The following is a 16,248-nucleotide window of genomic DNA, read 5'->3' as shown; positions in this document are numbered from 1 at the left end:
TTAAATTATTTGACTACAAACCCTAAACACAAATCTTGAAGGAGGAAAACATGCGAAAACTCACACTTAACGAGATCCAAGCAGTCGAACTGGAGAATCTCAAGATAATCGACCGGATTTGCCAAGAGCAGGGCCTGACCTACTACCTGGCCTATGGAACCCTCTTAGGCGCCGTTCGCCACCAGGACTTCATTCCTTGGGACGATGACACCGACATCTGGATGCCCCGGCGGGACTATGAGGCCTTCATCGCCTACTGCGAGCACGCTCTTCCTACTCCTTACCGGATCGTCAACCGGGAGAACACCCCTGGCTATCCCTATGGCCTGGCCCGCTTTAGCAACCAGGACTATGAGTTCGTCTCAACCAAGCCAAGCGAGCAATTCCCCGCGGGCGTCTTCACCGACATCTACCCCTTGGACGAAAACGGTTCTTCCTATCCGGTTGCCCGTCAGCTCTACCACCGCTGCAAGCTGGTCAACATGGCCTACTATGCCTACGCGGCCAATTGGCCCCAGAACTGCTTGACCCGATCCGTCCACCGCCTCTACCAAGGGCTGGTCGACTGGGTTTGGGGGGAGAACTTTGCCCAAGCAGTTGATGAGAAAATCCAGCAGATTATTTTGGCCAAAACAAAAGACGGGGCGCAAAAAGTTGGCGTCCCCGCTTGGCCGATGCTGGCCCCCACCTGCTGGACAAAAAATGCTTTGGGGAAGGCAAGTATGTGCCCTTTGCCGGTTCCTTTTTCCGCATCCCAGTCAAGCCGGAACCTATCCTGCAGGAATATTACGGAAACTACCAGGAATTGCCTCCGGCTACGGACCGCCAGCCCCACCACGACTATAAGATTTATCCTCAATAGCCTTTTAACTATAAGCAAAATTTTGCTTTCGATTAAAAGATATCATTTTATCTTATCCATCAGCCATGCTAAGCTGTTAGGACAAGATATATCACGAGTTTTTTTAGAAAAAGAAGGTGACCACATGTCCTACTTAAGTCAGCGGGCAGTCATGACGATTGCCATCTTTTTCCAAGCTGACCCTGATGAACTGAATTTCGTGCCTTTAACTAAAGGCATGACCAACTACTCCTTCCGCCTAGACTATGACGGAAAAAGCTACCACTTTAGACAGCCCAGGCCAAAGCACCAAATCATCGACCGGGTCCAAGAAGCAGCGGTCTACCAGGCCATCCAGCCCTACAATTTCTGCGACTCTCCCCTTTACCTGGATCCAGAAACGGGCTTCAAGCTCAGCCCCTTCTTGCCAAAGGCCCGGCCCTGCGACCCAAGGAAAAAGCAGGACTTAATCAGCTGGACCAAGCAGATTAAGCGCCTGCACCAGGCAAGGATCGAAGTTCCGCATAATTTCGATCTTTTTGCCCAGATCAACCATTACGAAAAGTTGCGGGGAACCCGGCCGTCGCTTTTTCCAGACTACCAAGAGACTAAAGCGAAGGTTTTCAGCTTAAAGCCATACCTGGACACGGTGCCAAAAGAGCTCTGCCTGACCCACCTGGATCCGGTGGCCGACAAACCAAGAAGGCGGGCAAAGCAAGCTGCAATTAACCGATTGGGAATACGCGGGGATGCAGGACCCCCACGTGGATTTGACCATGTTCGTCATCTACGCCGGCTATGAAAAAGCCGAACTTGATCAGCTGCTGGATTTATATTTTGGCCAAAAGTGCCCGGAAGATATCAAGACCAAGATCTACTGCTACATGGCCATCTGCGGCCTGCTCTGGTCGACCTGGTGCGAGGCCTTCCAGCCTGAGCAAGCTTTAGCCCCTTATGGGCGCAGGCAGTACCGCTATGCCAAAGAGTACGCGGCAAGAGCTTTGAAAAGAAGGGGGGTGGCCTGATGACAAGAGCCGATAACGCGGTAATCTTGGCCGGAGGGGCCGGGGCCCGTTTTGCTCCCTTGTCTTATGAAAAGCCCAAGGGCCTGATCGAGGTCAAGGGAGAAGTCATGCTTGAGCGGCAAATCCGCCAGCTTAAAGCAGCCGGGCTTGGCCAAATCTACATCGTCACCGGCTACAAGAAAGAGCAGTTTTACTACTTAAAGGGCAAGTACGGGGTAAGCCTGATCGACAATCCCGCCTATGCCCGGCAAAACAGTGCAGCCAGTCTCTGGCTGGCCCGGAAGGTAATCAAAAACAGCTTCATCTGCTCGGCTGATAATTATTTTTTGACCAACCCTTTTCGCCTGGGCCTGGAAAAAGCGGGCAGCTACTACGCCGGTCAGTACAGCCAGGGCGAAACTGCGGAATGGGGCATCTCGACAGACCAAGACGGCTACATTAAGCAGGTGACCACTTTTGCCAAAAATTCCTGGTACATGCTGGGCCATGCCTTTTGGAGCGAGGACTTTTCCCGGAAATTTTTCCAAATTATGGCCCAAAAGCGAGAAGCGATAGCCGGCAAGTTCTGGGAAGAGATTCTAGCCGAAAATTTAGGCCAGCTCAAGATGCGCCTGGCCAGGTTCCCGGCCGGCTATATCAAGGAATTCGACAGTCTGGAGGAATTGCGGAACTTTGACCACTCCTATCAAAAGGACTCCCGGTCCCATATCCTCAAAAAGTGCGCCCATTTCTTAGCTACCGAAGAAGAGCGCATCGACAAGATCAAGCCTATCAAAGGCCGGAGCAATGAGGCAATTGGCTTTCACTTCCGCCATAACGGACGACTGTACTGCTACCTCTACCAGCTAGGCCGGGTCATCCGCTGCCAGCGGCTGGGTCATCCTTATTAAATAGGAAGGAAGGCGATTATGTTAGCGGGAATTATGGCTGGCATCACTTGGGCGGCGGCAACCCTGCTCTTAAGCAGGGCGGTGACTGTCCCCCTTTTCAACCGGGACCTGGAGGCTGCCTTTTTAGCCCCCTTTGTCTGCGCTTTTTTCCACGACTCCCTCTCCTGCTTCTGGCTGTGGGGGCAAAGGCTAGTGGCAGGGCAGGCTTCTACCTGGAAAAAGTGGCGCAAGGACTATTGGTGGATTGTGTTAGCCGCGGCGGTGGGCGGTCCAGTCGGGATGAGCGGCTATGTTTTAGCCGTCAAGTTCATGGGACCAGCCCTTGGGGCCGTGGCCTGCGCCATCTTCCCAGCCGTCGGGGCCGTCTTGGCCTACTTGATCTTGGGTGAGAAATTGTCGCTCTTTCGCTGGCTCTGCCTTTTGGCAAGTTTGGCCGGAGTTTATGGCTTGAGTTACAGCGGGCAGCTGACAGGCGACAAGCTGATCTTAGGCCTGGCCTGCGCGATCATGTGCGCCGGCGGCTGGGGCTTGGAAGCAGTGATTTTGGCCAAGTCCTTTAAGGGCGGGATCAAGACCAGGCAGGCCCTGCAGATCAGGCAGACCGCGGCAGCGGCTGTTTCGGGGATGCTGTTGGTTACAGCTTTGCAGGCAGGCGGCTTTTTAGGCGAGATAGTCACTAAGGGGCCAAGCAAGCTGGGCCTGTTACTTGTCGGCGCCAGCGGACTGGCCACGGCTTCTTACTTCTGTTACTACAAGGCTATTGAGCAAGTGGGTCCCAGCAAGGCGATGGCCTTGAACGTGACCTACGCGGCCTGGGCCTTTCTCTTTACAGTCCTGGCGGGTGGCTGGGACCTGGTCAACTGGCAGACCATCTTTTTTGCCTGCCTGGTTTTTGCCGGCAGTATTTTGACGGCGGCGGACTGGCGGGCTTTGTTTAAGCGAGGTGATAACTGATGGAAAAAATCAATTACCAAAAAGTAAGAGGGAACCCGGTCTACCGGGCAAGCAGCCGGGTGCTGGATTTGGGCCTGAGCAGCCTGGGATTAGCCCTCTTCTCTCCCCTCTTTTTATATTTGGCAGTAAAAATAAAATTAGAAGACGGCGGGCCCATTTTTTACTCGCAGACCCGGCTGGGCCAAGGGGGGTGGACTTTTAAAATCTGGAAGTTCCGCTCCATGATCGAGGGGGCGGACCAAATGAAGAAAGATTTACTGGAGAAAAATGAGATTGCGGGTGCCATGTTTAAGATCAAAGACGACCCCCGGATAACCAAGATTGGGAAGATGATTCGGCGCTACAGCCTGGATGAACTGCCCCAGCTGGTCAATGTGCTGAGGGGCGAGATGGCCTTGATTGGGCCCAGGCCACCCCTACCGGAAGAAGCCAGGCAGTACAGCGACTATGATTGGCAGAGATTATTGGTCAAGCCGGGCTGCTCGGGCCTTTGGCAGGTGGAGTGCCGGAACGATGGAGATTTTGACCAGATGGTGCAATTAGATATCAAGTATATCAACCAGCGGTCCCTGTGGCTAGATTTGCGGTTGATGGTTAAAACGATTGGCCTGATCTTTAGGCCAACTGGGATGTAAGGAGGAATTTTTCTGAAAGAGAGACACGTATTCATTATCGGTTCCAAAGGGCTAGCTTCTTACGGGGGCTATGAAAGCTTTGTCCAGCAGCTCTTGAACCAGCACGCGAATCATGAAAAGATCCAATACCATGTAGCTTGCAAGGAAAACGGGGATGGCGCCATGGAAGGCGGCGGGATCCGCTTCAAGTACCGGGGGGCAAATTGTTTTAAGATCCGGGTACCGGAAAAGCTGGGCCCAGCTCAGGCGATCTATTATGACCTGGCAGCCCTCCGCTATGGAATTGCTTATTGTAAACGGCATAATTTGGCGGCGCCAATTTTTTACATCTTGGCCTGCCGGATTGGACCATTTATGAAGACATACGTCAGGCAGATCCACCGCTTAGGCGGACAGGTCTTCATTAACCCGGACGGACATGAATGGCGGCGAGGCAAGTGGCCTTGGCCAGTCCGCAAGTACTGGCAGGTATCAGAAAGGCTGATGGTTAAGCATAGCGACCAGGTCATCTGCGATTCAATTGAGATTGAGCGCTATATTTTAAGAAATTACGGCAAGTACCGGCCAGAGACTGCCTTTATTGCTTACGGCAGTCAGCTGGCGGCGAGTCCCTTAGACGACAGCGACCAGCTTTTTACTGACTGGCTGCAGGAGAAAAAATTACAGGTTAAGAACTACCACTTGATCGTGGGCCGATTTGTGCCGGAAAATAATTTTGAGACGATGATTAGGGAATTTATGGCCAGCAAGAGCCGAAAGGATTTGGCCATTATCACCACGGCCAACGAGCGCTTTTTGGCAAAACTGGAGGAAAAATTGCACTTTAAGGCAGATCCCCGGATCAAATTCGTGGGTACGGTTTATAACCAAGACTTGCTCAAAAAGATCCGGGAGAACGCCTACGCCTACCTGCATGGGCACTCAGTTGGCGGAACCAATCCGTCACTTCTGGAGAGTCTCAGCAGCACCAAGCTGAACCTGCTTTACGACGTCGGCTTCAATCAAGAAGTCGCCAGGCAGGCTGGTCTTTACTGGACCAAGGAGCCAGGGAGTTTGCGGCGGTTAATCGAAAAGGTTGAATCCTTCAGCCAGCAGGCAGTCGAAGACTTTGGCAAAGCAGCTCAAAGACGGGTCGCCCAGGCCTACAGCTGGCCCGCGATCGCCGGGGAATATGAGGAATTGTGGCTGAAATAGACGAAGACCCGCATCCGTGATTGGGTGCGGGTCTTACTGATGCTATTTAGTGTAAGGCATATCGTTTACTAGGAATTAAAGCCCATAAAAAATAAAAGTTCTCCGCTCTGTTAGAAGTGAAGTCTAACAGTTACAGAGAACTTTTTTCTATGCTATTTAATTCTGTACCCGGCTGGTACCATCGCTGTAGTTCAAAACAACACCGGGCTGGACGTTAAAAACATAGACGTTATAGGAAACCGCGTTGCTGCCAACAGACTTGGCCTCCATTTGAACGCCGCGGGCCAGAAGCTCATCGCCTTTAAAGATTGGCTTAACCCGGTAGCGGACGTAGTTGCTTGAAGATTCCTTCAAATAGTCAGCTACTTCATTTTCGTATGGCAGCATCCCCGATACGTTCATTTCTTCCGTACCAGTAATTAGGTTCTTCGGGTTGTTATTCTGTCCAGTCAGCTGGTAGCCGATCAAGTGACTCCGGTTATAGAGCCAGCCGCTGGAAATCCGCTTGTTGTGCCAGCCAGTTGGATCCCAGTGCAGAGGTTCTCTTTTAGCAGTCGGCATTAGGGACTGATTCAGCATTGCATTGGCCGTAGTCGCCCGGTTCAAGCTGTCCAGATTGCCGTAGGTTTGCCAGGCACCGCGGCTGGTTGACAGGTCACTTTGGCTGAAGTCTGGTTGGTTGTTATTTACTTCAGTAGACAGTTGTCCGCTATAAGTCAGGGATGCCAGATCAGTTTGCTTTGACTTAGCAGAAGCCGTTTCTTTCGTGGACGTAGTCTGGCTGGTCTTACTACCCGGCTTTTTGGCCAGCTTTTCCTTAGCTTCCTCAGTCTTATCCTTAATAAGATCAGTCTCATCTTTTAAAGTAAGATTATCGGACTCGTAGTCTTCGATTTTATCTTTATACTTATTGACCCGCTTGGTCTTAACAGTAATCTTTGGATAATTCTGGGAATCAACCGGCTTGGTAGATGTCACGGCAAAAAGCAGAGCAACCGCGCCAGCAGCAAAAATCATTCTTTTCTTTTTCATTATCTCTTAGCCCTCCGGTAACCTGCTCTCTGCGCTTCTTCTTCACTGTTGAAGTAGACAGCGTTTGACGAATTCATACGGTAGCCGGCCTGGCCAGGGACATGATAAATTTTTGAGTTGACATTACCAACAATTTTCTGAGAGTCAGCCGTGTTCATATCACCGCGCTGGTCACTTGAAGTATCAGCTGAGTCATCAGTGTTTGAATCTCTGGCACTTGATGCGGCAGCAGCTTGCTTTTCCGCGGCTTTACGGGCAGCTTCAGCCTCCTTCTTAGCTTCAGCTGCCTGCTTTTCCTGTTCCCGCTTAGCCTTTGCGGCTGCTTCTTTTTCTGCCTTTTCCTGGGCTTCCAGCTTCTTAACCTTCTTAGCCAGAGGCGCGTAGGCCAACAAGGCGGCCTTTTTGGCAGAAGTCAGCGCAGCATTCTTTTCTTTTACCCGTTGGTATTCCTTAGCGCCAGTATACTTAACCACGACTTTGGTCCGCGGACCGTATTCTTCCGCTGCTACGCTGCCAACACCGACAGTCACAAAAGAAAGGGCCAGCAAGAACCAGGCGGTTGCCTTTTGTACCTTTAACTTGTGTTCTTTTTTACTGTAGGCAAAATACATCAGAACAAAAGCGGCAATAAAGAGGCATCCGCCTACACTTGAAATTTCTAACGGCAGATAGCTCATCATAACGCCTAGCAGGGACAAAAAGGCAAAGCTGCCCCACCCTCTAACTGAATAGTAATCTTTATCAGCCTTACCAGATTTTTTCTTACGATAGCTGATCGTCGCCATAGCAGCAGATGCTACTAGCAATATGGGCCATAATACGGCCATAAATATCCTCATCTCTTCCTCCTCAAAAAACACACGATTAAACAGCTAAGTGCCGAAGCTCCCACTTAGACACTCAGACTTTACATTATAGCACGCATGTAAAGAGAAAAAGACTCCTTGTAGAAAGAACGAGTAGTTGGTTCAGAAAAAGTGCATAAAAAAAGAGCGCCTATTAAGCGCCCCAACCGGTTCGGCACAAGTAATCAGCTGGTACCATTTCTTGCACATCAGATGTGAACTCCGGTTCATAATCGTGGTATCTATATTGTACTATGTTAAGTGTGCTGCAATCAAGAGGCACATCGAGACTATCAATCTCAAAACTAGGATGTGTGAACGGGGGTGTCTCCCCTATGAACTTTTGGTTCATAATTTTGGCTCAACTCCAACCCCCTATTTTCCTAGTTAAAGGCATAGATCTTCTTGGCCACTTGGTACAAGCGGGTAACTACGCGCCGGCCGCTTGCTGGACCAAATCGATACCATGGACCTCTGCAGCTTGCTGGGCAACAGTCTGGATAACGCTATTGAAGCTGTCAGCAAGATCCCTGACCCGGAGAAGCGGCTAATTGATCTGCGGATCACGCAAAAGGAAAATCTGGTCATCTATAATATCCGCAACTATACTGAAGCCCAGCCTAAACTGGAAAATGGTGCCCTGCCAGAAAGCACCAAGAAAGATACCAGCCGCCCCCACGGCTACGGCCTGAGGAGCATTGAGCAGATCGCCAAGCGTTACAACGCCACCACAAACTTGAGCGTCAAAAACAACTGGTTCTCCCTTACCGTTATGTTTGTGAGCTAGCCTAGAAAGATAAAGTTCTGCTTAGCTGGGCTGCCAGCAGAGATGGCGAAACGGCTTTACATGTGAAACAGGGATGCAATCCGTTATTGGACTGCATCCCTATTTTGTCACCTATCATCAATTTGGCTAAAAAGCTGTTCGTCACTCACGCGACTTTTTCGGCAAAATATTTCATATATATTTTCAATTCTTGACTATCTAAAGTTCTATAAAAAACTGTTTTTTAACTTCTTTGGCAACATTCTCACGAACAATTGGTTTCTCAGCCAGTTTCTTCAGAAGTCCCCCAGAGCATCTTGACAACCAATTCAAGTCAAAGTTGTTGTAATCATATCCATCAACATCTACTAACCATTTACGACATCATGTGTCCAAAAGGCGCACGGCATTGGCTTCATCTCCACTTTACATAGTAAAAGAAAAAGTGTTGAACGACTACTCCGTCGAGTAATCATCCAACACTAGATTAGTATGCTTTGTTTTACATTACTTCTGACTCAAAATCTGGTGGATCCGGTCAGCATCGCGCCAAGGGCCACTGAAGACCAGTTCATCGCCCGGTTCAATCACCGTGGACCCGTGCGGGGAAATCCACTTGTTGCCCCGGCGAATCCGCGAAACAGTGATTTCATCGATGAAGTCCCAGTCCATCAGCATCCGGCCGGTATAGAGCGGATTTTTAACCACAACGTCGTAAAGGGCATTGTTGGTGTCGGTAATGATCCGGTAAACGGCTGGCGACTCGATCAGGGCTCTCAGCATGGCGCCTCTGACGTTGTTAAAGGCAAAAACTTCGATCCCTTCATCCCGCAGTTGGTCGACCACATCGGCCTGGGCCTGGCGCTGGCGGGCAATGACCCGCTTGACCCCGGCCCGCTTGGCCGCTAAGGCAGCTTTATAGTTGATCTCGTCATCGTGGTAGGCGGCAACGAAAATGTCCGTGTCAAAGCCGTCCTCTTTTTCGATGGTAGCAGGACTTGCATCTGGTAAAAGCTGCAGCTGCTTGATCTTGCTCTTATAGGTATTGTAGTTTTCTTCCTTGCATGTCAGCATCTCCACTGAGTACCAGGAATCGTGTAGGTCCTGGAAAACCGTGGTTGTCAGAGTGTTGAGGCCAAGGATCGTAACTTTTTCCTTGATCTTGTCAGCTGGCGTCAATTTAAAGGTCGAGTTAAAGACGATCGGGCAGACGATGCAGACAATAACCGCCGCCAGGATAAAGGCACTGGACTGGGTGCTGGTGATGGCCTTAAGCTTGCGCGCTACCTGCAGGGTTGGCAAGACGATGGTAATGGTCGTTGCCGTTAAAAAGCCGCCCGCAAAGGCATTCCGCTTGTTAAAGTAGCGCATGTAAACCAGGGTAACTGGGGCCTTGGCCAAGAAGAAGCAGATGACCAGGACCGGCAAAAGAGCCAGGGCCTGGGGATTGGCAAAGAGCAGCTTCAAGTTTAGGTTGACCCCAGTCTTGATGAAGAAGATGGGGATAAAGAAGCCGTAGCCAATCGAAGTCAGCTTGTCTTTCGTGGCTTGGCTGGGCTCTAACAGCTTCATGACCATCCCGGCCAAGAAGGCCCCAAGGATGTTTTCGGCCCCCACCTGCTCAGCCACTGTCACCAAGGCAAAAATCAGGAAAAAGGCCAGCCGAATGTCCAGCTGGGTGGTAGCCTTGGTTACTTGGCTAAACCAGTTGTATGGCTGCTTGAACCGTCTCAATAAGAAAATGGCCGCTGCAAAGAGCAAGACGATCAGCCAGAGCTTTTTGGCATCCCCGCCATTGATGGAGGAGTAAATGGTTAAAAGCAAAAGCGGTATTACTTCACCTAAAACCGCGGTTAAGAGCACCGTCTGCCCAATCGGCCGGCTGAGGATTTCCTTTTCCTTTAAGGTGGCAATGACCACGCCCAGGGCCACCGTCATAAAGATGATGGTGGCTAAAGCGACGTCGCTGAAAAGGCCCATCGCCTTCATGATCAAGGCCAGACCCACGGCAAAAACGGCCACTCCGACAAAGGCCAGGCCAGCCACTAAGAGCGGCTTAACCTCCTTGCCGGCTTCCGACTTTCTAGACCGGTTGGTCCGGCTGGGTTTCAGTAAGTCAAAGTCGATTTCCATCCCGGACAGAAACATCAAGATGATAACCCCCAAGTTGGACAAAAAGGTTAGCTGGGAGTTGATGGTAACTAGGTTGAGGGCACTTTGGCCCATGATAATGCCGACAATGATTTCGGCGACCGCGGTTGGCACGGTCGTGACCTTGAAGCGGGCCATGACGATGGGAATCACCAGGGCCAGGAAGGTCGTTAAGAGTAATGACAATCCGTTCATTCAGATCATTCTTCCTAAATTAAGAGTTTTATCTATTATACCAATTATTAAAAGTGAAAAAAGAAAAACGGACTCAGAGTTTCTGAATCCGTTTCTGCTTTGTTTCTGTTGATTTGTTTTTTAACTAAAAGTTGCCAGCCTTCAGGTACAAAGCGGTGTTGCCGCTAAAGCCAATCATGTAGTACTTCTTGCCCTTGATGGTGACAGCTGAGCCGTAGGCCGTAACTCGCGTCCACTTTTTCCGAGTAGCTTCGGTCTTGATCCGGCTGCCAGCAGCTGAGTAGACGTAGGCATTGTGCTTCAAGGTTTTCACCGTGCCATCGATGCTGTCGGCCTTCACGTACTTGTTCGTAGCGTAGCGGTAGAACTTGGTGTTGCCAATGGTTACGGCGCTGCCGTAAACCGTCAGGTAGCTGCCAGCCTTGAACTTAGCAATAGAAGTGACCTTTTGGCCCCGACCGTTGTAAGTGTAAGTATTCCGCATCAGCCGCTTCTTCAGACCGACTTCCCGAACTACAAAGTTGCCAGCCTTCACGTACTTGGCTTCGCCCTTGGCGTTAAAGCCGATCATGTAGTACTTCTTGCCCTTGATCGTCACCTGGCTGCCGTAGGTAGCTTGGCTTGCGCCCTTGATCAGCTTGGCTGAGGTCCAGTCTCTGGTCCCCTTGATCGTGTAGACGTAGGCATTGTGGGTCACCGTCTTGGCGGTTCCATCGATGTTGCCGGCCTTCACGTATTTGTTGTCGCCGTACTTGTAGTACTTGCTATTGCCAATGGTTACGGCGCTGCCGTAAACCGTCAAGTAGCTGCCAGCCTTGATGGCCTTGGTGCTTTGCTTTTGGCCAGCTGAGTTGTAAGTGTAGGAGTTCCGCATTACTTGCTTCTTCACAGCGTTAGCTGCCTGACTGGCTGGCTTTTGGCTAGAAGAACTGGATGAGGAGCTCTTAGAACTAGAGCTGCTTGAGCTAGAACTGGATGAAGAACTCTTAGAACTAGAGCTGGATGAAGAACTCTTAGAACTAGAGCTGGATGAAGAACTCTTAGAACTAGAGCTGGATGAAGAACTCTTTGAGCTTGAGCCAGCTTGCTTGTTGTAGTAGTAAGTAATCAAGCTGTAGAATTTGCTCATGGAGTAGCCCCACTTAGCAAAGTAACCGTCCGGATCCCCGTGGTCAGTCCCGCCCAGGTACTGCGAGACTTCATTGTGGGACCAGATGGTACCTGACCCGTTCTTGTTTGCCCGGGAAGGGGTCAAGTTGTAGCTGTGCAAAAGAGTGGCAATATAGTAGGCATCGTTGGCCACGCTTTGCACGAACTGGGACCGGGTTGAAACTTCACAGAGTTCAATCTGGATATAGCGCTTGTTGGCAATTGGACCTGCCCCCCAAACTCCGTAGTCGGTTGACATCAGCTGGATGGTTTTGGTGTTGTCGACAACCGCGTGGACGTAGGTATAAGCCGTCATCCAGTTGTTGTTGAAGTAGCGGCCTTCATCCCAGGCAGTTGCACCTGGCGTCGCCGTTTCGTGAACGACCACCCCTTCTGGCTTGCCGACCCCTTTGCGGTAGCCAAAGCGGCTGCCGTACTTCTTGCCGTTGGCCACGCTGTTGAACTGGTTGTAAGTCATCCCCGCAGCCTTTAGCAGATCTTTCAGGTATTTGGTCCCGCTATAAGTCTTTTTCTTAGCATCGCTGTTGATCGATGCGCTAGCCGTTTGTGCTTGACCGGCAAAGCCAAAGGTCAAAGCACCCACGGCCAGCATGGATACTAAAAGACGCTTAAATTTCATGTGTTTGCTCTTTCTCTTTTCCTTTTATCCTAAAAATTTAGGCTATCTACTAAAAGTTGCCCTTCTTGACGTATCGGTTTAAGCCAACAACGTAGTAGTACTTGCCCTTGATCTTGACGGTCCCGCCGTAAACGGTGTGCTTAGACCTCTTCAGCCACTTCTTGGCAGTCTTGATTCGCTTGCCTTGACCATTGTAGAGGTAGGCGTTGTGCTTCAGCTTCTTGCTAGTCCCATCAAAGTTGGTAGCCTTGATGAACTGGTTGGCGCTAGCGGCGTTAACCCGGTAGTAGCTGGCGCCGTTGATGGTTACCTTGCCAAAAGTCGTCACGCTGGTGCCGGCCTTAACGGTTTTGGCCTTGGTCCGGCTGCCCTTGCTGTTATAAATAGCAGCGCCATGCATCAGGGTCTTGGCTTGGCCGGTTGCACTGGTTTGAGAGTCAGTTGCCGGATTAGCACTGGTGTTGCCTGATGGCGCTTGAGAAGAGCTGGTCGTCAAGCTATCGCTATTCACCCAGCCTAAACCCTTCAAGTACATGCGCTTAGTGCCATTGTAGTAGGTAAAGGTCTTGGTAACCGTCACGATTTGGCCAGCCGTAATCGTACTCAATTTCGGGGAAACTGAGTGGTCAGTTGGGTACAGGTAGGCTGAGCCAGACTTGACGATCTTGGCCTTGTAAGAGGTCTTAGAAACGACTGGGTCGTACTTGGTCAAGTTGTAAGTTTTGATCAGCCGCTTCAATTTTGATGGGTAGTTAACGTCAGTAGCGTAGCCGGCAGCCTTGATCGCGTCAGCGGCTTTTGATACGCTAGAGGCATTTTCCAGCCAAGTGGCGCTGTAGCGCAGGCCCGTCCCGCCCAAAGTCGTTCGCATCTTCAAGCCATAGTCGTCAAAAGAAGCTTGGTAGCTTGAGTACTTTCTAAAAGCAGCCTTGATGTAATAAGTCTTACCTTTTGAATCCTGTTCAGCCGTCCGAGCGGCGTAAGTCGCCCCGGTCCAGGCTGTACCAGCCTTCATGCCAAAGAAGTTGTAGGCTTGCGTGGACAAAGTTGAGTTGCCCCAGCTGGATTCAAGAGCTGCTTGGGCTAACATCATAGAGGCGTAGACGCCGTACTTCTTAGAAGTCTTTTGCGCCTGCGTCCCCACCTTGCTCAAAAAGGCATCACTAGTTGCGGATGCCTGAACGGTATTATTGGATAAAGACAAGTTGTTGGTCACTGGAACGGCGATTGAGGTCAACATCGCTGCGGTAGCAAGTCCAGTCATGAATCTTCTCTTCATTAATTTCCTCCTAATTTTAACTGCGGTACATCCTATTGTATGATCTTCCGCCCTCCCTTACAATCGAACTCACATTCTGTAAAGGAAAAGTAATATTCACCCGCAAAAAAGCGTTTTATTCACCTTTGCGGCAATAGAATTTAAAGTTAAAAAGCAAAAAGGGCAGCCAGGCCGCCCTTCTTACTTAAAGATACTAGTTTTTGCTTCAGGCACTCACACTTGGTGATGATGCAGCCTAAAAGCTCATTAATGATTACTATCGTCAAACACAGTCGTAACGTTGCGTTCGATATATTTTGCAGACAGCGGTGCATCATAGAGGATTTCCCCTTCCTTGACGAATAGCTTCTCGCCAGCGATGGCACTGGCTGCGGCCTTGACTTGGTCGGCGGTCAGGTTTGGCAAGGCAGAAGTGAAGTTGAGGTTCTTCTTCTTGCCGGCGCTGGACTTGAAGGTTAATTGCAATTCAGTAGTAGTGGTAGTCATTTTTTGCTCCTTATTTGGTAAAAATCTTATCTAGTTTTCGTGTATAGAGTCAGCTTGTCAAAAATTACTTGTTTTCGGCTTCAGCCACGTTCAAGGTCTGCTTTTGGACGAGGCAAAGCTCCGTTAGGTCGTCGCCTTGCAGGGCGCTGATGGCCTTGCCAACCTTAACCAGGCTGTCCGGGGTTGCGTCAAGCTTGACGTCCTTTAAGCTGCGGGTCATTTCCCCGCCCTTGTACTTATCGGCCTTGAAAGTGTATTGAATGTTTTGGCTGGATAACTTGAAATTCATGGTTTGCTCCTTTTTCTTCTAATTTAGCTAATTGGATTCAATCAAATAATCGGATCGGAGATTTCCCTCTCCGGCGGGGGTAAGTCAGGCGCCTTTGTCTTACACTTACACTAACGATTTGAGATGGCAAAGTCGGCCAACTTTTTGCCAATTTTTTTAAAAGTTTTTCGGAGTGCTTATTTCCCAATTCTTAAGCTTCAATTACAAATCTCTCAAGCAAAAGATCTCAGAAAAAAGTTTGGTATAATGAGTACCTAACAGGAGGAAACATCTAATATGAAACGCAAAACCCTATGGTCCATCGTTGCCCTAGTTGCTGCAGTGTTAGTCGGAGGCGGCATCTTCTTTGCCAGCCGCAAGTCAAATTCTACTAACGACAATTCTGCCAGCTACCAGACCTACATGCAGGCCGGCAAGGATGCAGCCCAAGCTAAGAAATACGCTAAAGCCGCTGACCAGTTTGGCCAAGCCTACAACGTAAAAGCTACGAAGACGGCCAAGCACTACCAAGACCAGGCCCAAAACCTGGCTGATTCCGTCAACTTGGCCAAGACCACGACCAAGTATCAAAGTGCAGTTAATCTGGCCCAAAAGGCCCAAAAGCAAACTGGCGGCTATTCTGTAATGACCACTCAAGCCAAGAAGCTGGTCAAGACCTTGAAGGCCGTCTTAGACAACTACCAACACGAGATCAAGCCACTGCTGAAGTCGGCTGCTAGCGACATGACTGATGGCAACTACAGCGATGCCGCTTCGACTTACAGCAAGATCCTGGACCTGCCTTACATCAACGGCGCCTACTACGCTAAGGTGCGCTCTGAGGTCAAGAGCCTGCTGAAAGAAGCTAAGAGCAAGAGCGATGACAGTGATTCATCATCTTCTTCTAGCTCAAAAGACTCATCATCCAGCTCCAAGTCCAGTTCTAAAGACAAAGCAAGTTCTAGCGCTGATTCCAGCTCTAGCTCATCTAACCAAGCTGAAGGCCAAAGCCAAAGCAGCAACGACAAGGTCAACGGGTCAACCGTGACGAGCCGGGATACCCAGCAGATCCGCAACCAATTGGACAACCTTGGCGTTGGGTCTAGCGGCTGGAGTCCGCAAGACTTGATCAACCTCTTCCGCTATGCTTCCAGTCAAGGCCACACCACGATCGACTCCATTACCAAGAGCGACGTTGAAGGCTACTTGAACTCAAGCAAGTAAGGAATTTTTTAGAAAAAATCAATCGTTTTTCAGCGCCAGGTCCCGAGTTTTCGGGGGCTGGTGCTTGCTTTCTGAGCCTAAAGTCGTTAAAATTACTATTGACTTTATGGACTTTTATTGGAAAAAGGAGCTACAACTTTGGCTGAAGAAAAGAAAATCCGCGATAACGAAGACTTGCTCAAGATTGTCATGCCTGAGCCTGAACGCGTAACTATGCCCGCACGCGAAGTTGAAGAACAACCAGCTTACCTGGTAAACTTCGCCAACTTCTACGTTTCTTCTTTTGAAAGAGACGATTTGGAAATCATTTCTGAATTTGACAGCGACCACAACATGGTCAACATCAACCACTACCTGCTGCTCAACCAGCCATTCACTAGAAAGAACCTGGTAAAGCACGTACTCGTTGACCACGCCCACAACTTCCAAGCCATCTTGGACAAGATGACCGAAAAGACCGGCGTTGACCCAGAAGCCATGACCACTTACGAAGACTGGAGCAAGTGGTATGAAGCAGAACGGGCAAAGATCGAAAGCAGTTTATCCTAAAAGACTTGAAAAATTGCTCTAAATATAAGAAAATTACAGTAAAAAGAATGTCTGATGGCATTCTTTTTTTACTTGTTAAATCTAACTACTGTGTGTTGAGATTAACAGTCTAATCAATTACAAGC

The 16,248-nt window shown here is 49.8% G+C and carries 16 protein-coding genes; 9 read left to right on the top strand and 7 right to left on the bottom strand.

Going from position 1 to position 16,248, the window contains the following annotated elements; all coding sequences use genetic code 11:
- The first annotated feature begins 50 nt into the window (after nucleotides 1-50).
- The 6 genes from FC20_RS02225 to cps2T are packed head-to-tail and all read left to right on the top strand — an operon-like array spanning nucleotide 51 to nucleotide 5,539.
- Nucleotides 51-1,643, top strand: a complete 1,593-nt coding sequence (locus tag FC20_RS02225) for a LicD family protein (protein WP_008463538.1) — start codon at nucleotides 51-53, stop codon at nucleotides 1,641-1,643.
- On the top strand, nucleotides 1,591-1,866 hold the full coding sequence (locus tag FC20_RS02220; RefSeq protein WP_008463540.1) for a phosphotransferase family protein: 276 nt from the start codon (nucleotides 1,591-1,593) through the stop codon (nucleotides 1,864-1,866). The genes FC20_RS02225 and FC20_RS02220 overlap by 53 nt, the downstream gene beginning before the upstream one ends.
- The gene (locus tag FC20_RS02215) at nucleotides 1,866-2,756 is read left to right on the top strand and encodes an NTP transferase domain-containing protein (protein WP_008463542.1); all 891 of its coding nucleotides are present in this window, start codon (nucleotides 1,866-1,868) and stop codon (nucleotides 2,754-2,756) included. The genes FC20_RS02220 and FC20_RS02215 overlap by 1 nt, the downstream gene beginning before the upstream one ends.
- An 18-nt stretch (nucleotides 2,757-2,774) precedes the next feature.
- A complete protein-coding gene (locus FC20_RS02210) occupies nucleotides 2,775-3,710 on the top strand; it encodes a DMT family transporter (protein WP_008463544.1) in 936 nt (311 codons plus the stop codon).
- Nucleotides 3,710-4,345, top strand: coding sequence for a sugar transferase (locus tag FC20_RS02205; RefSeq protein ID WP_008463545.1), 636 nt, complete (start codon nucleotides 3,710-3,712; stop codon nucleotides 4,343-4,345). The genes FC20_RS02210 and FC20_RS02205 overlap by 1 nt, the downstream gene beginning before the upstream one ends.
- A gap of 6 nt (nucleotides 4,346-4,351) precedes the next feature.
- A complete protein-coding gene (gene cps2T, locus FC20_RS02200; protein WP_338034783.1) occupies nucleotides 4,352-5,539 on the top strand; it encodes a beta 1-4 rhamnosyltransferase Cps2T in 1,188 nt (395 codons plus the stop codon).
- Nucleotides 5,540-5,695: 156 nt separating this feature from the next.
- Here the strand turns inward: cps2T and FC20_RS02195 are convergent, their stop codons facing one another.
- Both FC20_RS02195 and FC20_RS02190 read right to left on the bottom strand, forming a co-directional pair.
- Entirely contained in the window at nucleotides 5,696-6,571 is an 876-nt protein-coding gene (locus tag FC20_RS02195; protein ID WP_008463548.1) for a DNA/RNA non-specific endonuclease, read from the bottom strand.
- Entirely contained in the window at nucleotides 6,571-7,398 is an 828-nt protein-coding gene (locus FC20_RS02190) for a sunset domain-containing protein (RefSeq protein WP_008463551.1), read from the bottom strand. The genes FC20_RS02195 and FC20_RS02190 overlap by 1 nt, the downstream gene beginning before the upstream one ends.
- Nucleotides 7,399-7,861: 463 nt before the next feature.
- On the opposite strand from FC20_RS02190, the gene FC20_RS02185 reads away from it, so the two are divergent.
- Nucleotides 7,862-8,203, top strand: a complete 342-nt coding sequence (locus tag FC20_RS02185; RefSeq protein WP_008463554.1) for an ATP-binding protein — start codon at nucleotides 7,862-7,864, stop codon at nucleotides 8,201-8,203.
- Between the two features lie 486 nt (nucleotides 8,204-8,689).
- Here FC20_RS02185 and FC20_RS02180 read toward each other — a convergent pair whose 3' ends face one another.
- The 5 genes from FC20_RS02180 to FC20_RS02160 form a co-directional block, all read right to left on the bottom strand.
- The gene (locus FC20_RS02180; protein ID WP_008463555.1) at nucleotides 8,690-10,528 is read right to left on the bottom strand and encodes a monovalent cation:proton antiporter family protein; all 1,839 of its coding nucleotides are present in this window, start codon (nucleotides 10,526-10,528) and stop codon (nucleotides 8,690-8,692) included.
- Between the two features lie 124 nt (nucleotides 10,529-10,652).
- Nucleotides 10,653-12,317, bottom strand: a complete 1,665-nt coding sequence (locus tag FC20_RS02175) for an SLAP domain-containing protein (protein ID WP_056945296.1) — start codon at nucleotides 12,315-12,317, stop codon at nucleotides 10,653-10,655.
- Nucleotides 12,318-12,366: 49 nt separating this feature from the next.
- Nucleotides 12,367-13,596, bottom strand: coding sequence for a glucosaminidase domain-containing protein (locus tag FC20_RS02170; protein WP_008463563.1), 1,230 nt, complete (start codon nucleotides 13,594-13,596; stop codon nucleotides 12,367-12,369).
- Nucleotides 13,597-13,842: 246 nt separating this feature from the next.
- Nucleotides 13,843-14,082, bottom strand: coding sequence for a DUF2922 domain-containing protein (locus FC20_RS02165; protein ID WP_008463565.1), 240 nt, complete (start codon nucleotides 14,080-14,082; stop codon nucleotides 13,843-13,845).
- Between the two features lie 64 nt (nucleotides 14,083-14,146).
- Complete coding sequence (locus tag FC20_RS02160) at nucleotides 14,147-14,371, bottom strand: DUF1659 domain-containing protein (RefSeq protein ID WP_008463567.1); 225 nt, start codon at nucleotides 14,369-14,371, stop codon at nucleotides 14,147-14,149.
- 276 nt (nucleotides 14,372-14,647) lie between these two features.
- On the opposite strand from FC20_RS02160, the gene FC20_RS02155 reads away from it, so the two are divergent.
- A complete protein-coding gene (locus FC20_RS02155) occupies nucleotides 14,648-15,574 on the top strand; it encodes a hypothetical protein (protein ID WP_008463569.1) in 927 nt (308 codons plus the stop codon).
- Nucleotides 15,575-15,763: 189 nt separating this feature from the next.
- A complete protein-coding gene (locus FC20_RS02150; protein WP_195837460.1) occupies nucleotides 15,764-16,123 on the top strand; it encodes a hypothetical protein in 360 nt (119 codons plus the stop codon).
- Nucleotides 16,124-16,248: the final 125 nt, after the last annotated feature.

It is taken from the genome of Lactobacillus equicursoris DSM 19284 = JCM 14600 = CIP 110162, from assembly GCF_001434815.1.
Lineage (GTDB): Bacteria > Bacillota > Bacilli > Lactobacillales > Lactobacillaceae > Lactobacillus > Lactobacillus equicursoris.
The sequence above is the reverse complement of the archived record's forward strand: the minus strand, read 5'-3'. Positions and strand labels throughout refer to the sequence as shown.